Source organism: Bacillus sp. CH30_1T, from assembly GCF_008364765.1.
In the GTDB taxonomy this organism is placed as follows: domain Bacteria; phylum Bacillota; class Bacilli; order Bacillales; family Bacillaceae_B; genus Rossellomorea.
In genome coordinates this window covers 440,730-458,436 of the sequence record NZ_VTUY01000001.1, presented here as the reverse complement: position 1 = coordinate 458,436, position 17,707 = coordinate 440,730, and the positions used below count along the sequence as shown (strand labels likewise).

Genomic DNA, 17,707 nt, shown 5'->3' with positions numbered 1-17,707 from the left:
CAAAAGCTTTCAGAATAATTATATAATGGTGGTATTAACTAACGTGAAATGGAAAAGGAGGTGGAATTGAGATGAATCGTTCTGTAGGATTGCGTGGGAAGTATTTAGACTATATTTACATTTGCCGTGCAATTTTTCATGTATTTGCCTTCAAGGGGACACGTATGCCCTTTTTTAGCAAATGAATATGAATACTGAACGGTAAGAGGTCTCAATTCCAATCACTTTTCTATAAAGAATCGGAAAATGGGGGCGTTTTCGCTCTCTTTTTTTATGCCTTCTTTTATAAAAGGGGAATGTGCGGTACAATCCCATTTCGATTAGCCATGGACGAGCCTTCTGCTTCCTCATGGCTTTTTTGTGATCATAACGGAACCTCTTACCTTAAAATAGATGACCGAAAGGAAGAGGAAAATGATACTATGCAGTGCACAGGAATTAAGCAAGATGTTTGGAGGCCATTTAATATTTGAGGAGTTATCCTTTGAAATCCCGGAAAGAGCTAGAATCGGTCTCGTTGGCAGAAATGGGACGGGAAAGACGACGATTTTTAAATTATTATCAGGAGTCGAATCCCCTGATAAAGGTCTCGTTCATTTAAAGAAGGGAGCCAAGGTAGGCTACCTTGCTCAAATTCCTCACTATTCGGAAGGGACAAAAGGAATCGACGTTTTACGCTCTGCGTTTTCCGGTTTAATCAAGACCGGAGAGAGATTAAAAGAATTGGAATTTCAAATGGGGACGGAGCAAGATGCTGACTCCCTCAATCGTTTATTAGAGGAGTACGGCAAAATTCAGGACCGATTCACCCTTGCCGGTGGATATGAAATTGATTCCAATATTTCAAAGATCGTCAATGGATTGGATATCCGTGAATTGGTGGATAAGGACTTCAATGACTGCAGCGGCGGGGAACAAACGAAGCTTTGTTTAGGCTTGATTCTATTGCAAAAGCCTGATCTCCTGCTTCTTGATGAACCGACGAACCACCTGGATATCGGAGCCGTTGAGTGGCTGGAGGAATTTTTGAAAGAGTATGAGGGCACAGTCGTATGTATTTCACATGATCGTTATTTTCTCGATAACGTGATTACGAAAGTGTATGACTTAGAGGACGGAGATTTGACGATTTATCATACGAATTACTCCGGTTTCGTGAAGGAAAAGGAAGAACGTCTGATGATCGAATTTCAAGCCTATCAGGAGCAGCAGAAGAAAATAAAGAAAATGAAGGAAGCGATCAAACGGTTAAGGGAATGGGCGAATCAGGCCAATCCGCCTAATGAAGCTTTGCATAAACGGGCACGTAATATGGAGAGAGCGTTAGAACGGATGGAGAAGATCAAGCGCCCGGTTCTGGACCGCAAGAAGATGGGCTTGGAGTTTGAAGAAACGGATCGAAGCGGGAAAATCGTGTTTTCCATGGATGGTGCTTCAAAGTCTTATGGAGACAAAAGCTTGTTCAGTGACGCCGATCTCCTCGTCCATTTCAAGGATCGTACCGCGATTGTCGGACAGAATGGAACCGGTAAATCAACGATTATAAGAATACTGCTGGGAGTAGAGACCGCCGATGCAGGTGTTGTGAAAATCGGAAGCAATGTGAAATTAGGTTATCTTTCTCAGCACTTTACGGTGGCGGATCCAAGTGTTCGTTTGATTGATGCGTTCCGGGAAGAGGTTCCCGTGACAGAGGGGGATGCGCGGCATATTCTCGCCAGGTTTTTATTTTATGGACCGAATGTGTTCAGGAAAGTTGGCCAGTTGAGCGGAGGGGAGAAGATGAGACTTCGCCTTGCCCAATTGATGCATCAGGACATAAACTTCCTTGTCCTTGATGAGCCGACGAACCATCTGGATATTGATTCAAGAGAAGTGTTGGAGGATGCTCTGGAGGACTTTAAAGGCACGATCCTGGCTGTATCTCATGATCGGTACTTTTTAAATAAGTTATTTAAGAAAACGTACTGGATTCATAAAGGGGAGCTCTATTTCTTTGATGGACCCTATAGCTGGGCAAAAGAAAAGCTTCCTGAGCTGGTTCCACAGGAAGTGTCTGCAGCCGTTGTGAAAAAAGAAGCACCCGCGAAAGCTGCCCCGAAAAAACCGTCGCGGACGATGGAAGAGGTGGAAGCTGAGCTAGAACGGGTTGAGGAAGAGATTTTTTCCATTGAAGAGCTGCTTCTTTCACAAGGAGACATAGACATCCTTCAGGAACTTTATAAGGAAAAAGAAGAGAAAGAGCAGACTCGAGACAAAATGTATCAAGAGTTAGAAAAATTAATGGGTTAGTGTAGAAGGGAGATGACGCTGAAGTCATCTCCCTTCCATTATTTCCAATGACCTTTGTATAATGGGAAAAAAGAGAGGGTGAGAGTGAATGTCGAAAAAAGAAGTGATCATCATCGGAGGCGGCCTGTCAGGAATCATGGCTGCCAAAACGTTAATGGATAGCGGTATAACGGATATCATCGTCATTGAAAAGAGTAGAAGTGTCGGAGGGAGACTTGCCACAAGGCGGATCCAAGGCGGAAAAGCGGATCACGGTGCGCAATTCTTCACGGTGCGATCCCCAGAACTTCAAACAGACGTTGAGAATTGGCTCCAGTCAGGCTGGATCAAAAAGTGGTTTGGCGATCCCTACCCTCGCTACACCTCAGTCGATGGAATGAACGCCCTGGCTAAAAAACTGGCCGAAGAACTTCCTGTAGAGCTCAATACGAAAGTCTCCTCCATCCTTGATGGGAGGGACGGACCTCTGGAGGTGGAATTGGATAATGGTGAGAAGATCCTTGGGGAACATATCATCGTAACGGCACCAGTACCTCAAGCCCTTACATTGCTACCTAAGATCGAAAGCAAGGAGCTAAAGCACATCACGTTCGCTCCTTGTTTCGTTGGTATGTTCACCTTTGAACAGGAAAGCATCGTACCTGCGCCGGGACATAAGGACGAACAATTGCCCCCGGGAGTTGAACGGGTGGCAGATCATCACAAGAAAGGAATTTCTTCTACTGTAACGGTGAGTGTGTATATGACGGGGACCTGGTCGAAGAAGCGCTTTGACCTTGAGGATGACACCATTTTGGGTGAAATTCAGAAGGTTGCAGAGCTTCATCTTGGAGAGGGAAATCAACTAGTACATACTCAATTGAAACGTTGGAAATATGCTGAGGCAGAAGAAGTTGTTCACTCTCCTTATGTGGAACTTGGAAGGAATTTGCGGGTGATCGTTTGTGGAGATGCTTTTTTAAGAGAAAATGATGAAGCGGGACGAACACGGTTTGAAAGTGCATATTTATCTGGGATTTCAGCCGGAGAGAGAGTGGCAGGAAAGCTGAAGGGGTCACCACTCTCATGATTCGTGAAGGGTTGATTGTGGGGGTCCAGTATAACCACCATATCATCAAGAAACACTAGAGGAGTACATAAATTCAATGATAAGAAGAGGAAATAAAATGAACATACAACTAAAGCAAGCGAACCCTGACCATCTCAACACCATTATGGACGTTTACTTGAGATGTAAAAAGGATCTGGATGAAAAGGGATTACTTCAATGGAATGATCACTACCCAAGCCGTGCATATTTTGAAAAAGAAATGATAAATGGAAATCTTTATGTATTCATGATAGATGAAAAAATAGCAGGATCCGCGACACTGAATGAATGGCAGTCCCCAGAATGGTCCGAGATTCCGTGGAGATTTGCGAACGAGTGGGTGATTCATGCATTGTTTCTTGATCCACTTCAGCAGGGAAAAGGATTGGGTAAAGTATTCATGGAGAAGTGTGAAGATATCGCTCGTGAAAGAGGGTTCGGGAGCATCCGGTTAGATGCATATTCAAGAAACACGGGAGCCAATTATCTTTATGAAAAAATGGGTTATGAGTACCGGGGATCAGTCTACTTCACTTCTAAACCAGAGGGGCACCAGGAATATCGCTGCTATGAGAAAGCGTGGGCGCTTTAAGATTCAATCCTTGTTCAAATGTACCAAGGAAAAGAGTATAGGATGAATGGTATACTTGAAGTTACAGTATGCGCTGAATAAGATAGTTGGGAAGCGATTATATTGACACAGATTTTGGATGAGGCGAGGGCCTTCATTGAGCAATGTTATCAAGAATTAAATAAAAGCGATTCAGACAAGATGCTTCGCTTACAACAAATAGAAGATGAACTAAGAACAGAAGGGACCTATTCTCATACGACAGAAGAGCTTGTGCACGGAGCAAAGATGGCGTGGAGAAACAGCAATCGCTGTATTGGCCGGTTGTTCTGGAATTCGCTGAACGTGTTTGACGCACGTGATGCCTTCACTGAAGAAGAGGTTTTCGGTGCGTTAGAGCGCCATCTCGACTATGCATCCAATAATGGTAGAATCCGTCCTACGATTACCATCTTCAGACCGTCTCAGCCTCAGCAGCCTGACATCCGATTATGGAATCATCAATTGATCAGATATGCTGGCTATGTGGAGGATGGGCAGTATGCAGGAGACCCCCATTCCATCGATTTTACTAAGAAATGCGAGGAGCTTGGCTGGAAAGGGCAGGGGACGGACTTTGATGTCCTGCCTTTCGTCGTGCAAATCGGGGACGGACCTCCACAGTGGAAAGAGATTGAAGCTCGACTTAGGTTAGAGGTCCCTCTACGCCACCCTGAATATGACTGGTTCCAGGATTTGGGGTTGAAATGGTATGGAGTTCCGATCATTTGTGATATGGAATTAAAAATAGGGGGTATCTCATATAAAGCAGCTCCGTTTAACGGCTGGTATATGGAAACGGAAATCGGCGCACGAAACCTTGCAGACGAGAATCGCTATAATCTTTTGCCGAAAGTAGCGAGCTGTATGGGGTTGGATATGTCGAGAGCGGCAACGTTGTGGAAAGATAAAGCGCTGATCGAGTTGAATATCGCCGTACTCCATTCCTTTAAAGAAGATGGAGTCAGCATCGTGGATCATCATACGGCTGCCCAGCAGTTCCGCTTGTTTGAAGAGAACGAGAAGAGCGCTGACCGTGATGTGACCGGGGATTGGACATGGTTGATACCGCCTATGTCGCCGGCAACGACTCATACCTTTCATAAAGAGTACGACAATACGTGGAATTCGACGAATTATTTCTATCAGGATGCACCTTATTAAGGAGAGCTGTTTTCTGTTTCGCACAGAAAGCAGCTTTTTTAAAACATAAAAGGCGGACGTTTGGACACTTCATAATATTGAAACCAAAACCTGAATTCATCAAATAAAACAGGACCATCGAATGTGAAATTCTCCAAGAAATCTTCAACTAATTCTGCGTCTGCATCATCCATAATGCCAGTCACATAAAGAGGCGTCTTGAATCGCTTGTATAGATCCTCATATCCATAAAAGCTGAACAGATCTTCAAGCTGTTGTTCGTTCATCATCTTCACCTTCCTTACTCATAGGATTTCTCTATCTTGTAAAAATATCCATAAAAAAACAGTAACGGATGGAGTCCGTGCTGTTTTTTTATTAATGGGAAGGTGAAGTGGTGGTACTTGCCATTCGAGCTTTCGGTATTTCATCTTGCTTTTCGGTTGTTTGCGTGGCCACTCTTTCCTCTTGAGAACTTGAACTAAATCCAGCAGAACAAGCAGAAATGGGCAATAGTACAAGCACAAGTAGTACAACCCTCATAGTATACATTATGTGAAGCCACTCCTTTCATCTTCACACTGGGGGACGGACCTTAATAGGTCCGTCCCTCTCATCTTTGCCTATTATTTTTTGTGTGTAGCGTATTTTTTCATTCCTAGTGTGGTTCCACTAGCGATGATCAGCAGGGCTGCAAGTAGGAATTCGAACGGGAATTCGTTTCCGGCCGTTCCACCCATACCGATGTTTGGCATTTCAGAAGCCATATTGGCTTTGAATTTGTCAGGAAACTGATCAGCAAATGCTCATACGCCATACGGATTTGATCCCAGGATTTTTCGTAATCTCCAGCTGCATAGCTGTCGAATGCTCCACCAGTTGCTCAACATGTATTTGAAGTCTTTCTGCCAGGGCGTCAGATTTTAAACGGCCATCTGCTGCTGTTTCAAGGAATTTGGTGAATTCTGCACGATAGCCATCCAGATTCTTAAGGGCTTCCTCTTTCGCTACTTCATTCTTCAGCACCTGCTGCTTCTACATAATCAACGAAGAATCCGATATGCTTGGACCACATATCCTTAAATTGATTACCCGCCTTCCCTTTAAGACACGTGTGTAAATGCTTTAACCCCAAACGGATTCTTCCCTTGACAGTCCCAAGTGGAATGTCAGTTGAATCGGCAATGGATTGTTGAGTCAATCCTTTGAAGTAAAATAATTGCACAATGTTTTGCTGATCCTCTTTCAACTACTGGATACAATCCCGTATCGCTGCTCCTTTTTCTTTCCATTCCAACTGGTCGGCAGGAGTTTCATGGGTCACTTGCAGGGAGTCTTTCTCTATATATTCAATAGACTCATGTTTCTTTCGTCTGCGGATCGCATCAAGGCATGTAAATACAATAAAGATACTAAACAAAGGAGCTGAACTCAATTATAATAAGCTAACGAATGAAATAAGAATTTGGATCACACATGTTTGAAAAAATGGTTAGTGGGGTAAATAGGTGAGTTTGCAGTTGATTACAAAAAAATCCCCCAAATTAATGGGGGATATCTTCTTATTTTACTTTTTGTAATTTGTGAATCACGGATAGAGAACGTCCTGTTCCGATTGCCACTGATTCTAGCGGATTTGGAGCTAAGTGAACCGGTACGACGATTTCCTGGCTTAACCAATCTTGAAGTCCGTTCAGAAGTGCTCCGCCACCAGTCAGAATCACACCGCGATCGACAATATCCCCACTTAGTTCAGGAGGACAATTTTCCAATGTCGCACGGATTGTTTCTAAGATGTGAAGAAGAGATTCTTTCAATGCATCCTGAATTTCGTTTGATGATAGTTCGATCGTTTTGGGAAGTCCAGTAACCAAATCACGTCCACGAATATCCATCGTTCTTTCTTCATGGTCGATCAGTGCTTGACCCACTTCGATTTTCACTAATTCAGCCGTTCTTTCACCAATCAGAAGATTGTAACGTTTGCGAACGTACTGAACGATATCTTCATCCATTTGGTCTCCACCGATACGGATCGTGTTACAAGAAACAACGCCACCATAAGAGATGATTGCTACTTCCGTTGTACCACCACCGATATCAACGATTACGTTGGCAACAGGCTCTCCTACAGGCAAGTCTGCCCCGATGGCAGCAGCAACAGGTTCTTCAATAAGGGTCACGGATTTCGCGCCGCTTCCTCTCACGGCATCCTGAATCGCTCTTCTCTCGACACTTGTTGCACCAGAAGGCGTACAAACGACAACCGTTGGCTTGCGGATAGAGAATCCAAGTTTTTTACTCGCTTTTTTCATCACTTGTTTTAACATTTCAGTTGTCACGTCAAAGTCGGCAATCACACCATCTTTAAGCGGGCGTACAGCCACGATTTTCCCTGGCGTTTTTCCGATCATGCTCTTGGCTTCGGTTCCAACCGCCAATACCGTTTTATTCTCTGTGTCGATCGCGACAACAGAAGGTTCATTAAGTATAATTCCTTTATTTTTACTATAAACAAGTATATTTGCAGTTCCTAAATCGATACCAATTTCAGAGTTTGATAACATCAATATTCCTCCAACTATAAGAATTCTAGACAGTATAACCTTCTATACAGTATAGGAGATTTTTGAGGGTTATGAAGGTGGAGATATTTACCAACGACAAATTGTTACAAAGTATGACAGAAGTGAAAGCGTTTTTAAAAAAGTAAAAGTGTATGATGTAGGGTTTCTGTATACCTATAATAGTATTTAGGGACGGACCTTGATTTTTTGTTCGTTAAAAAAATTTAAACGTTCTGTAATATATATAGGGATGTTTGGAGTAGTCGGATGGTGGTGAAGGGGTTTTTCTGGACCCACAGGTGGTCATATGGGATGGGACTTAGGTGAAAATGGAGGGGAAGGGGACTCTTGTAGCAGATTAACGTGTTTTTTTAATACTAATTTGGATATTTCCTTTTTATCTTGGGTGGAATCACAATACGAACGACCGATTCGTAGTCTAAAACAATCATTCTAACAAATGAAAAAATGCCCCACCAAGAGGCATTTTCCCATTATCAGAGCGTAAATCGCTCCAATTCATTTTTCATTTCTGCTGTCATTCCGTTCAATTTTCCTACTTGTTCATTCATTTGTTCGAAGTACCTTAACTGCTCTTCAGTAGAAGAAGAAATTTCTTCAGTTCCGGCAGCGGTTTCCTCTGTGATCGCCGAGATGTTTTCAATGGCTGCAATCACTTGGTTGGTACGCTCATTCGAAGCATGCATGCCATTTTCAAGTTGTACTAAATTTTCGTAAATGGTTGAAACGTTTCCTGAGATGTCTTTAAACGCATGCTCTGTTACACTCATGGAGTCCACTTGCTGAGTAGAAAGGGATTTTCCCTTTTGAGAAGCTTCCATAATAGAGTGGATGCCATTTTTGATATTTGCGACCATGTTCCCTATTCGCTCTGTTGCAACGGATGAGTCTACTGCCAGTTTTCGGACTTCCTGGGCAACGACGGCGAATCCTTTTCCTGCGTCCCCGGCTCTGGCTGCTTCGATTGCTGCGTTTAGTGCTAAGAGATTTGTTTGATCGGCAATTTCCCTGACAGCATGGGAGGCATGTTCAATTTCACCGGTATATTGGGCAAAATGTTCGATGGAATCCATGATGGATGAAGAAGATTCAGCGATCATTTCGGCAAATTGCTGCTGCTTATTTAAGGATGCGCGACCATGCTCAACCGAATCCAATGCCACTTTACTGCTAGCGGATGATTCTCCGCTTTGTCTCACATTCTGGGCAAAATCATCACCCATCAGTGACATTAAGGCAGCCGTTGATTGGATGTCTTCAGAGATGGATTGACTTCCTTTTGCCAATTCTTCAGTCGAAACCGCCACCTGGTTGCTGCTTTCTGCCAAACTCGTCATTTGTGAGCGTACATCCTGGGTGAATTTCTCTACATTTGATCCGATATCATGGACGGATTGAACCGTACTCCGCAGGTTCAGAACCATATGGTGAAAAGCCGTTTGGAGTTTGTCCACTTCAAATTTACTGTTTTTCTCTTTAACCGATTCAACTGAAATCGTTAAATCACCATTGGCCATCTTTTCAGCGTTATTCACCATAATGTTTAAAGGCTTCACAATTCGCTGTGTCAATAAGGTAGATGCTGCCATAGAGAGGATGATGGTTAAGATGAATCCAATCACTGACACCCATACAATAAATTCAATTTGCCTCTTGCTTTCTTTTAATAGGTTTTGATACCAATCATTTGTTTGGTTCGTTAATAGATAAATATCGTTCAGGACTCCGGAGATGCGAATCGACTGGCGCTTGATCTCCGCTTTGTTCATTTCGCTGAGAGCTGCATCTGAGGCAGTCTTCAAATCTGTGAATTTCGTCTTGATGGATGAAAGAGTTTCTTGCTGATTTTTAACTGTCAAAAGCTTGTTCAAATCTGAGATCTGCGTAGAAGTTTCTTCCAGCATACCTTCTACCATTTGTTTGTTTTCTGCTGTTGAATTGACGGAGTAATTGGATAGTGCCTGCTTTGCCACAACCAGATCTCCCCGCAATTTCTCTGTCTCCAGAAGCACTTGTACATCTTCATTTGCAGAATTTTGAAGAGAAATCAATTGAGAGACGATGTAACCAATGATTATCGTCGAAAGGATCAGTGGGATAAGTCCCAAAATCAGTAAACGTTTTTTTAATGCCATGAGAATACTCCTTAGATGAGATTTATTGCAATTTTATCGTAATGTCCCCAGTGATGATTTTGTTTTTTGCGTCTTCTAATTGTTTTGTTTCTTCAGGAGACAAGCTAGTGACACGAATGGGGGCTAATCCCACTCCATCTTCCTTGACACCAAGCTCATAGGCTTGTTGAGTTATTTTTTGACTTGAAATGAGTTCTTTTGTAATGTTGAAAACCGCGTTATCCACTTTTTTGACCATGGAGGTGACAACTGATTTTTCGGCAATGAAGTATTGATCTGAATCGACCCCTCCAGACAAAATGCCTGCTTTTTGCGCAGCCTGAATCGCTCCAACTCCTGTAAAACCAGCCGCAGGATAAATAAAATCGGCGCCTTGTTTCATCTGGTTCTCGGCTATTTTCCTGCCAAGCTCAGCGTCACCAAAGTTGTCGGCGTTGTCTTTCAATACCTTTATGGAAGGATTGATGTACTGAGCACCTTGTTCAAACCCTTTTTCAAAACGTTGAATAACAGGAACATCTGCTCCGCTAATGAAACCAATCGTGTTACTTTTTGATTTCATAGCTGCCACCATACCTAGAAGGAAGCTGCCTTCATGTTCTTTAAACGTAATCGATGTAATGTTATCCACATCTGAGAATCCGTCTATTAATAGAAATTTCTGGTCAGGATTTGCTTTTGCAACCTTTTCAATCGCATCTTGAATGGAAAATCCAAGGCCGATCACAAGCTCATGCTTCTGATCGACAAGCTCCTGAAGTGCTTCTTCAAAGTTTCCATCCGGTGCTTCTCTATAATCAAATAAAATACCTAATTCATCACGTGCCCTTTCTAATCCTCTAAATGCTGAATCGTTAAACGATCCATCTCCAAGCCCTGTGTCAGAGAGAAGAATTCCAATACTCTGCTGCTTTTCTATACTCGCTTCTTCCGTCATGGGTGTGGTGGAACATCCCGCCACAACAAGCATGACAAGAAGAAACATGCTGATTAACTTTTTCAAACCGTTACCTCCAAAAAAATATTGAGACATTTCACATGTCCGTACCTCTGTATTATCGGAGGGACGGACCTATTTTGAAGGGGAGGAGGGAAAAAAGTGTTGTGGGAGTGATTGGAGTTTACGGGGTGAGTGTGTGATTTGGATGATATTCACCATTATCTGGTCGGGAATCGTAATTGATATAATCGGAAAGGGGGAGGGGCTGAATTTTGGACGGTAGAGGAGAAGCGTTTTAGATATCGAACGCAAGATATCAGCGAAATTTACATTTTATCAGCGGAATTTTCGATATATCAGCGAAATCGTACCGTTTATCAGCGGAATTCCATATATATCAGCGAATGGCTAATTCGCCGTATTAATTAAGATTAGGAATTTATTCGTATGATTAATAAGAGGAAGGAGAACGGATTCCAGGATAACGGCGAAAATTCCATTTTAACGGCGAAATTCAAATATATCGGCGAACGGACTCTTCCCAAAAAAAAAGAGATGCTCTCTTCAAGCATCTCCCTTCATCAATACGCTTTACGGAAAAACTCCGCAAGTTCCTGACTATGTTTTTTGCGTGCTTTACGGTGCTCGGCACGGTTCTTTGCGGTTTCGTTCAGCCATTTTTCTTCTTCTGTTTCCGGGACGACTTCCGCAATGACGGCGGGTTTATTGCCTTCTAAAGCAACAAAGGTTAAGAAGGAGATGGCTGCCACATTGGTTTCACCTGTTAAAAGCACCTCTGAAGTGACCTTCACACAAACTTCCATGGAGCTGCGTCCGGTATATGTGACCATCGCCTCCAAAGTCACAGCATCCCCGACTTTGATGGGCTGCAGGAAGTCGACGGAATCTGTTGAAGCCGTTACGACGGGCTTGCGGGCGTGACGGGTAGCGGCAATGGAGGCCACGTCATCTATATAGGCCATCAGTTTTCCACCAAACAATGTACCATGATGGTTGGTGTCGGGTGGAAGAACGTGGGTCGTTTTACTTGTTTTCGTTTCTTTCATGAACTTTTTTTCTCTCAATGAATTCACCTTCCGTTGTCAATGTAAAAAAGATTGCTACCTTATACTATTCACTAAAGGGGGTCGGAAGAAACATAATCACGAGAAAAAATTATAGAAATATACTAATGATAATGGCCGTTATGAAGCTCGCCAGTGTGCCGGCTATGATGGCCTTCAAGCTTAACTTAGAAACCATTGGACGTTGTGTCGGCTCCAAAGAACCCAAGCCGACAATCAATTGACCGATCGAAGACAGGTTCGCAAAGTTACAAAGGGCAACGGAAAGAATGGCAACGGTTTTGGGTGAAAGATCGTTCATCATTCCTGAAAGTTCTTTGTATGCGACAAATTCATTCACAGAAAGCTTCGTCCCGATGATGGAGGCAGCACGGAACGCCTCATCCATTGGAATACCGACGAGTAGTGCCAGTGGATAGAACAGGTAACCGAAGACCGTGGAAAGACTCATATCAACAGCACCGAGTAATCCGTTGACGAGAGCAAGAATCCCGATAAACGCGATGAGCAGTCCACCAATATTGATGGCAAGTTGTGTACCACTAAGGGCACCTTCGGAAATCGCTTCGAATACGTTTGTATGAGTGGTTTTTCCTAACGAAATATCTCCATTCGTCTTGGAATCTTCCGTTTCTGGTTCGATGATTTTGGCAATCACAAGAGAGACGATAGGTACACTAAAGACGGATAGAAGGAGGAATTTCATGTCGATTCCCATCAGAGAATATCCGATTAATATCGCTCCACTTGCTGAAGCAGTTCCCCCAACCATAACGGCAAAAAGTTCAGAACGCGTCAGTTTTTTTAAATAAGGTTTAATCAAAAGGGGAGCCTCCGCCAAACCAAGAAAGGAATTTCCGATTGCATTAAACGACTCAACCTTTGTTGTCCCAAGGATTTTACCCAACCCGATTCCGATATATTTTACAAAAAACGGGATGATTCGTAAGTAATAAAGAGCCGAAATGAGTGCAGAAATAAAGATGATCGCACCCAGAACATTGATTGCGAACACAAATGAAATGTTCGTTCCCTTCTCAAAAAATCCCCCGAACACGAACATGATTCCTTCATTACTGTAGTCGATGACTTTCTGTACGCCTAAAGCAGCTTTTTTCAAAATGGTTTGTCCGAATGGGACTTTTAATACAAACAAGACAAGAAGGAATTCCAGGCAGATCCCGATGATGATTGTGCGCCATTGAATGCTTGAGCGGTTGCTGCTCAACAGCCATGCTAAAAATAGAACTCCAAGTAATGATAAGATGCCATATACTAAACTCACAATACCAATCCCCCAACATGTAATCTTCAACGAATCCTCAGGTTTACGTCGTATGATGTCTGACCTCTCGAAAATATAAAAAAAGTGCATGAAGACATTCTCTAAAAAATAGGGAAAGTCTCCATACACAAACAGCATATAGAAAAGACTTTCCTTATAGTCCGGCACTTTACGGCTGCCAGGTAGAGACTTATGGTCCATATCACCATAGATATATAAGGAATTCGTATGAAGTTGATTTGAAATATGTTTTCTACTCTATCACACGATTGAAGACTATCACAATAGTTTTTTTGAAAAGAAATGCATGGAAAAACGTGGTGATACTATTTCACTATTTTTAACAAAATTCCAAAAATAATAGTTCTTACAAACTGCTGAAATAAAAAAGAGGGACGGACCTTCATTCCTATGACCTGGTCATAGGAATCGAGGTCCGTCCCTCTCTTGTGTCTTCTTATTTTGTACGTTCTAACAGGTTTGCAAGAACGTGTTTTTTGTAGGATTCTACTTTGCGTTCTTCGTAGCGGCGTACTCCCGCTTTTTTTAGTTTTTCTACGTACCAGCCTTTGCTTCCGATATGCATTGAAATATACATCCTTTCTTTGCTTAGTATTGATTGGAATCTCCGACTAGCTCTTTATGGAGCTACGTTAAGATTGCTTACGGTTGTACATTGTAACATCTCATTTTTGATGAAAAAAGGGGGTAAAGGGAATTTTTTGGATTCATCCTTTTCTGAAAATTCTTTTGTGGAAAATGAAGATTCTTCAGACATCGAGTTCAACCTTGGTCTAAATACAATGCTATAGTCTGACGATGATGGTTTAAGTTTAGGACTGTAAAAAGAAAAGGAATGATCCATTGCGGATCATTCCTTTTTTTATTGAACAGCTTTCTTCAATTCCAGTTCTTCTTTTTCAAAGCGCTCGAACATGATGAAGAAAAGTCCCGCACTCAATAGAGCAAGGATCGCCAGGATGATAAACGTCCAATCATACCCTACATAAAGTGAGAGAGTGATGGATAGAGGTGCGATCGTTCTCGCGACTGTGAAGCGAAGGCTGGCTGCGGCAAAGTACTGCCCCCGCATATGATCCGGTGCAAGCTTTGAAACGAAGCTTTGCTGGATACCTGCTGTCATGAGCTCTGCGAATGTGAACACCGCCATGGCAATCACAAACATCCAAACCGAGCTTGTTTGTCCAAACATAAAAATTGAAACGGCGTAGATGACAGAGGATAGGATGAACACATTGCGCTCACGGAATTTCGTAATCCATCTCGTGATGACCACCGTAAGAAGGGCAACCAGGAATCCATTTTCAGATAAAATTAACCCGAATACCTGCTCACTCACAAGGGTCAATGACCAGTCGCCGAAACTGAACAGAGTGGCTTCATCCATCACATCTTTAATATATACGGGAATCAGCAGGTCCAGTTGCATAAACGTTTGACCCACGAGAATCCCTGCTAATATGAATAATAAAAACGTTTTGTCTTTAAAAATAACACTATAATCCTTCATCTGATCTGATATCACACTATGCCAGGCTTTCTTTTTTCCTTCTGTCACTAATAGCTTACTTGTGTCTCGAGGTGCTGTTTCCCTCGTCATTTTATATAAAAGAAGAGCTAAGAACATGCAAATTAGCGCAGCGGCAATTAATAGCTCGAAGCGGTAGTGAACATAGAAAATCCCGCCCAGTATCGGTCCTACGACTACTGCGATATTTATGGACGTGTAAAAGACGGCAAACACATGACTGCGGTCCTTTTCATCCACTACATCGGCGACCATCGCCTGACTTGCCGGCCAATAAAACGACCCAAATACCCCTACCAAACTAAAACAGATAAAGCCGATCATGGCTGAATCGAGCCAAGGCGAACTGGCAAGTCCAAAGATTAAAAAGGCAAAGCCTTGTCCGAATGCAGAGAACACCATCATTCGCTTACGCCCAAAGCGATCCGCGCAATAGCCTCCCATCAGATTCGCGAGTACGGCGAATACCTGTGAAAGAACCAATAATAATCCTGCCGTTTGCTTTCCGAATGACTCTGTAAAATAAATCGTCAAAAACGGAAAGAACATCCAGAACGTAATGTTGATCGCTGCTTCCCCAAACAGCCGGACCTTTAAATTACGGTCCCAATCCCGAATTCTCATCTATATTCCTCCCCTCATGAAACGCTAGATGAACTAGAATATCATAGCTCGATAGGACAAAATAAACAAGACTGATTTACTGGTATTTACAAAATATTTACTCATGATTAAGCAACGTCTGAAGATACCATTTTCTTTTTTCTGAATACATTAATAGTATTGAATGGGAAAGGAACGGTGGGTGGAGGTGATTGATAGGCTTATCCTAATTACTGGTGCTTGGACGCAGGTGATCGGAACGGTGATTGCAGCAATTGGCGAAACCATGGTCATACAAGAAGAACGATATAGTCAAGAGCCTCTCGGATTTCGGTTGGTCTCCATCGGAAACGGATTTGAAGCGGCAGGAAATGCCCTTCAAGGGGTGGGAGCGGAAAAGCTCTCGGACGGTTCGTTTGGAGAAACGATAAGAGTGATCGGTGATTGGATTCAAGCTTCAGGAAACGTAACAAACGTTGCAGCAGCTGAACTCCAATTCGCAGGAAGAGAAGTGGAAGGATTGAACCTTGATATTTTTGGAGACACCGTCCAATCCCTAGGGGCAGGACTGGAAGCCTATGGGGCCACGTTGGGTACTCGGGAGTTTTCAGATCTTCTTGCAGCCGGAAATTCACTTCAATCCCTTGGTGCAGCAATTGAAGCGATAGGAGAAATATATATTTTAAAGGAAATGGAGGATATCGGGTTGCAAATCACCGCCTTCGGAAGCTATGCCCAGGCAGCTGGTGCGACGATAGCAGCCATTGCGTTAACGAAGCAGTATGGGTGAGCTTTTTGACCGAAAGAGGAGAATTGTTTGGAAATGAGCTAATATCATAGTGAAAGGAAGGTTGATAGGTTCACGGGGGAAAGATACACCGATTGAAAAGGGAGGATTGCGTCTTTTTTCAGGTTTTTTGCGTCAAAATTTCAATATATGCGTCGTTTTTCAAATTTATGCGTCAAAATTTTTTTCCAGTTACACCCAATAGATTGAGCGCTCAGTCAACCGTTCTTCTTCCAATCCCGACCTCATCTTCATAAAAAATCCCAAAAGGCAGCCAAACCACCTTCTGGGATCCTCCACAGTCAAATCTTAAAACGCCCAACCGCCATCGCGGAATACTGCTTCAGTCGAGCCGTCTTCTTTCACTCCATCGATATTCATTTTGTCAGAACCAATCATGAAATCAACGTGTGTGATACTGTTGTTCAAGCCGTTTTTCTCAAGCTCTTCTTCACTCATTTTCTTTCCGCCTTCGATACAGAATGCATAGGCATTTCCGATTGCAAGGTGGTTTGATGCGTTCTCATCGAATAATGTGTTGTAGAATAACACATTCGATTGAGAGATTGGGGATTGATGAGGGACAAGGGCGATTTCCCCAAGGTAATGAGATCCTTCATCTGTGTCTACAAGGCGCTTCAAAATTTCTTCGCCTTCCTCAGCCTTAACGTCCACAATACGGCCGTTTTCGAATGTAATCGTAAAGTTATCGATCACATTTCCACCGTAGCTAAGTGGTTTCGTGCTTGATACCGTTCCGTTCACACCTGTTTTTAATGGAACCGTGAATACTTCTTCCGTTGGCATGTTTGCCATGAAAGTGGTTCCTTGTTCGTTCACACTTCCAGCCCCTACCCACAGGTGGCCATTAGGAAGCTCGATCGTAAGGTCCGTCCCTGGTGCCGTGTAGTGAAGCTTTTTGTAGTTTTTGTCGTTCAGGTATTCCACTTTTTCGTGCAGGTTTGCGTCGTGATCCTTCCATGCCTGGACAGGGTCAGCCTGGTCTGCACGGACTGCTTTGAAGATGGCATCCCAAAGTAAATCCACTTGTTCTTCTGCAGAAGCATCCGGGAATACTTTTGCAGCCCAATCTTTAGATGGAGCGGCCAGTACGCACCAGCTTACTTTGTCCGATTGAATGAATTGACGGTATTTGGACATTGCTTTTCCAGCTACTTTCTGAAAGTTTGAGATACGATCTGGATCTACCCCTTTAAGCAAATCAGGGCTTGAAGACACGATGCTCATGAATGCAGCTCCGCCTTCAGCAAGCTCTTCGACTTCTCTTGCTTTCCACTGAGGGAACTCCTGGAATGCTTCGTCTGGAGCAAGATCATATTTCGTACGGTTCACCACATCATCATTCCAGTTAACGTAGACATGCTTAGCCCCAACTTCATAGGCTTTCTTTACTACAAGGCGAACAAATTCCGCAGAATCGATGGACGTGTTGATGACCAGGGTCTGGCCCTTTTGAACATTGACACCGACTTCTACAGCAAGACTTGCATATTTCTCAAGATTTTGTTGGTAAGTAGACATATGTATTCTCCTTTTTTCAGAATGTTCTATTACATTCTTATTGTATCAGTGCATACAC

General features: G+C 43.0%; 20 protein-coding genes and 1 riboswitch. Of the genes, 6 read left to right on the top strand and 14 right to left on the bottom strand.

Annotation, left to right across the window (positions count from 1 at the left end; genetic code table 11):
• The first annotated feature begins 71 nt into the window (after window positions 1–71).
• From F0342_RS25605 to F0342_RS02105, 5 genes are all read left to right on the top strand, one after another.
• Window positions 72–185: an RAxF-45 family protein gene (locus F0342_RS25605; RefSeq protein WP_282137584.1), complete on the top strand. Its 114-nt coding sequence runs from the start codon at window positions 72–74 to the stop codon at window positions 183–185.
• Between the two features lie 229 nt (window positions 186–414).
• Window positions 415–2,292 (top strand): ribosomal protection-like ABC-F family protein, encoded by a 1,878-nt coding sequence (abc-f, locus tag F0342_RS02120; protein WP_149154399.1) that lies wholly within the window; start codon window positions 415–417, stop codon window positions 2,290–2,292.
• An 88-nt stretch (window positions 2,293–2,380) separates the two neighbouring features.
• The gene (locus F0342_RS02115; protein ID WP_149154398.1) at window positions 2,381–3,361 is read left to right on the top strand and encodes an NAD(P)/FAD-dependent oxidoreductase; all 981 of its coding nucleotides are present in this window, start codon (window positions 2,381–2,383) and stop codon (window positions 3,359–3,361) included.
• A gap of 97 nt (window positions 3,362–3,458) precedes the next feature.
• A complete protein-coding gene (locus F0342_RS02110; protein ID WP_188048367.1) occupies window positions 3,459–3,974 on the top strand; it encodes a GNAT family N-acetyltransferase in 516 nt (171 codons plus the stop codon).
• A 102-nt stretch (window positions 3,975–4,076) separates the two neighbouring features.
• On the top strand, window positions 4,077–5,156 hold the full coding sequence (locus F0342_RS02105; protein ID WP_149154396.1) for a nitric oxide synthase oxygenase: 1,080 nt from the start codon (window positions 4,077–4,079) through the stop codon (window positions 5,154–5,156).
• 38 nt (window positions 5,157–5,194) lie between these two features.
• Here F0342_RS02105 and F0342_RS02100 read toward each other — a convergent pair whose 3' ends face one another.
• The 13 genes from F0342_RS02100 to F0342_RS02050 form a co-directional block, all read right to left on the bottom strand.
• On the bottom strand, window positions 5,195–5,422 hold the full coding sequence (locus F0342_RS02100) for a hypothetical protein (RefSeq protein WP_149154599.1): 228 nt from the start codon (window positions 5,420–5,422) through the stop codon (window positions 5,195–5,197).
• 91 nt (window positions 5,423–5,513) lie between these two features.
• On the bottom strand, window positions 5,514–5,678 hold the full coding sequence (locus F0342_RS24630) for a hypothetical protein (RefSeq protein ID WP_188048366.1): 165 nt from the start codon (window positions 5,676–5,678) through the stop codon (window positions 5,514–5,516).
• A gap of 83 nt (window positions 5,679–5,761) precedes the next feature.
• Complete coding sequence (locus F0342_RS24625) at window positions 5,762–5,902, bottom strand: hypothetical protein (RefSeq protein ID WP_188048365.1); 141 nt, start codon at window positions 5,900–5,902, stop codon at window positions 5,762–5,764.
• Window positions 5,903–5,930: 28 nt separating this feature from the next.
• Window positions 5,931–6,161, bottom strand: coding sequence for a hypothetical protein (locus F0342_RS02095; protein ID WP_149154395.1), 231 nt, complete (start codon window positions 6,159–6,161; stop codon window positions 5,931–5,933).
• A complete protein-coding gene (locus F0342_RS02090; RefSeq protein ID WP_149154394.1) occupies window positions 6,148–6,384 on the bottom strand; it encodes a sigma factor-like helix-turn-helix DNA-binding protein in 237 nt (78 codons plus the stop codon). Before F0342_RS02090 ends, F0342_RS02095 begins: the two co-directional genes overlap by 14 nt.
• Window positions 6,385–6,555 (bottom strand): RNA polymerase sigma factor, encoded by a 171-nt coding sequence (locus tag F0342_RS02085; RefSeq protein WP_188048364.1) that lies wholly within the window; start codon window positions 6,553–6,555, stop codon window positions 6,385–6,387.
• Window positions 6,556–6,697: 142 nt separating this feature from the next.
• Window positions 6,698–7,702, bottom strand: coding sequence for a rod-share determining protein MreBH (gene mreBH / locus F0342_RS02080; RefSeq protein WP_034761217.1), 1,005 nt, complete (start codon window positions 7,700–7,702; stop codon window positions 6,698–6,700).
• 497 nt (window positions 7,703–8,199) lie between these two features.
• Window positions 8,200–9,858: a methyl-accepting chemotaxis protein gene (locus F0342_RS02075; protein WP_149154392.1), complete on the bottom strand. Its 1,659-nt coding sequence runs from the start codon at window positions 9,856–9,858 to the stop codon at window positions 8,200–8,202.
• A gap of 22 nt (window positions 9,859–9,880) precedes the next feature.
• Window positions 9,881–10,861, bottom strand: a complete 981-nt coding sequence (locus F0342_RS02070; protein ID WP_149154391.1) for a BMP family ABC transporter substrate-binding protein — start codon at window positions 10,859–10,861, stop codon at window positions 9,881–9,883.
• 518 nt (window positions 10,862–11,379) lie between these two features.
• On the bottom strand, window positions 11,380–11,883 hold the full coding sequence (locus tag F0342_RS02065) for an acyl-CoA thioesterase (protein WP_113968670.1): 504 nt from the start codon (window positions 11,881–11,883) through the stop codon (window positions 11,380–11,382).
• Window positions 11,884–11,974: 91 nt separating this feature from the next.
• Window positions 11,975–13,168, bottom strand: a complete 1,194-nt coding sequence (locus F0342_RS02060; RefSeq protein WP_149154390.1) for a NupC/NupG family nucleoside CNT transporter — start codon at window positions 13,166–13,168, stop codon at window positions 11,975–11,977.
• A gap of 137 nt (window positions 13,169–13,305) precedes the next feature.
• A riboswitch (purine riboswitch) is annotated at window positions 13,306–13,407 on the bottom strand.
• Between the two features lie 218 nt (window positions 13,408–13,625).
• Complete coding sequence (locus F0342_RS02055; RefSeq protein ID WP_149154389.1) at window positions 13,626–13,754, bottom strand: DUF2639 domain-containing protein; 129 nt, start codon at window positions 13,752–13,754, stop codon at window positions 13,626–13,628.
• Between the two features lie 297 nt (window positions 13,755–14,051).
• Complete coding sequence (locus F0342_RS02050) at window positions 14,052–15,341, bottom strand: MDR family MFS transporter (protein WP_149154388.1); 1,290 nt, start codon at window positions 15,339–15,341, stop codon at window positions 14,052–14,054.
• Between the two features lie 187 nt (window positions 15,342–15,528).
• Between F0342_RS02050 and F0342_RS02045 the strand changes: the two genes are divergently transcribed.
• Entirely contained in the window at window positions 15,529–16,110 is a 582-nt protein-coding gene (locus F0342_RS02045; RefSeq protein WP_223145691.1) for a DUF6944 family repetitive protein, read from the top strand.
• A gap of 306 nt (window positions 16,111–16,416) precedes the next feature.
• Here the strand turns inward: F0342_RS02045 and F0342_RS02040 are convergent, their stop codons facing one another.
• The gene (locus F0342_RS02040) at window positions 16,417–17,649 is read right to left on the bottom strand and encodes an aminopeptidase (protein ID WP_149154386.1); all 1,233 of its coding nucleotides are present in this window, start codon (window positions 17,647–17,649) and stop codon (window positions 16,417–16,419) included.
• Window positions 17,650–17,707 lie beyond the last annotated feature (58 nt).

Excerpts from the sequence above, each read along its gene's own strand:
- F0342_RS25605 (WP_282137584.1), top strand. The coding sequence starts at position 72 with ATGAATCGTTCTGTAGGATTGCGTGGGAAGTATTTAGACTATATTTAC.
- F0342_RS02100 (WP_149154599.1), bottom strand. The coding sequence starts at position 5,422 with ATGAACGAACAACAGCTTGAAGATCTGTTCAGCTTTTATGGATATGAG.
- F0342_RS02115 (WP_149154398.1), top strand. The coding sequence starts at position 2,381 with ATGTCGAAAAAAGAAGTGATCATCATCGGAGGCGGCCTGTCAGGAATC.
- F0342_RS02055 (WP_149154389.1), bottom strand. The coding sequence starts at position 13,754 with ATGCATATCGGAAGCAAAGGCTGGTACGTAGAAAAACTAAAAAAAGCG.
- F0342_RS02075 (WP_149154392.1), bottom strand. The coding sequence starts at position 9,858 with ATGGCATTAAAAAAACGTTTACTGATTTTGGGACTTATCCCACTGATC.
- F0342_RS02110 (WP_188048367.1), top strand. The coding sequence starts at position 3,459 with ATGAACATACAACTAAAGCAAGCGAACCCTGACCATCTCAACACCATT.
- F0342_RS02050 (WP_149154388.1), bottom strand. The coding sequence starts at position 15,341 with ATGAGAATTCGGGATTGGGACCGTAATTTAAAGGTCCGGCTGTTTGGG.
- abc-f (WP_149154399.1), top strand. The coding sequence starts at position 415 with ATGATACTATGCAGTGCACAGGAATTAAGCAAGATGTTTGGAGGCCAT.
- F0342_RS24630 (WP_188048366.1), bottom strand. The coding sequence starts at position 5,678 with ATGAGGGTTGTACTACTTGTGCTTGTACTATTGCCCATTTCTGCTTGT.
- F0342_RS24625 (WP_188048365.1), bottom strand. The coding sequence starts at position 5,902 with ATGGCTTCTGAAATGCCAAACATCGGTATGGGTGGAACGGCCGGAAAC.
- mreBH (WP_034761217.1), bottom strand. The coding sequence starts at position 7,702 with ATGTTATCAAACTCTGAAATTGGTATCGATTTAGGAACTGCAAATATA.
- F0342_RS02040 (WP_149154386.1), bottom strand. The coding sequence starts at position 17,649 with ATGTCTACTTACCAACAAAATCTTGAGAAATATGCAAGTCTTGCTGTA.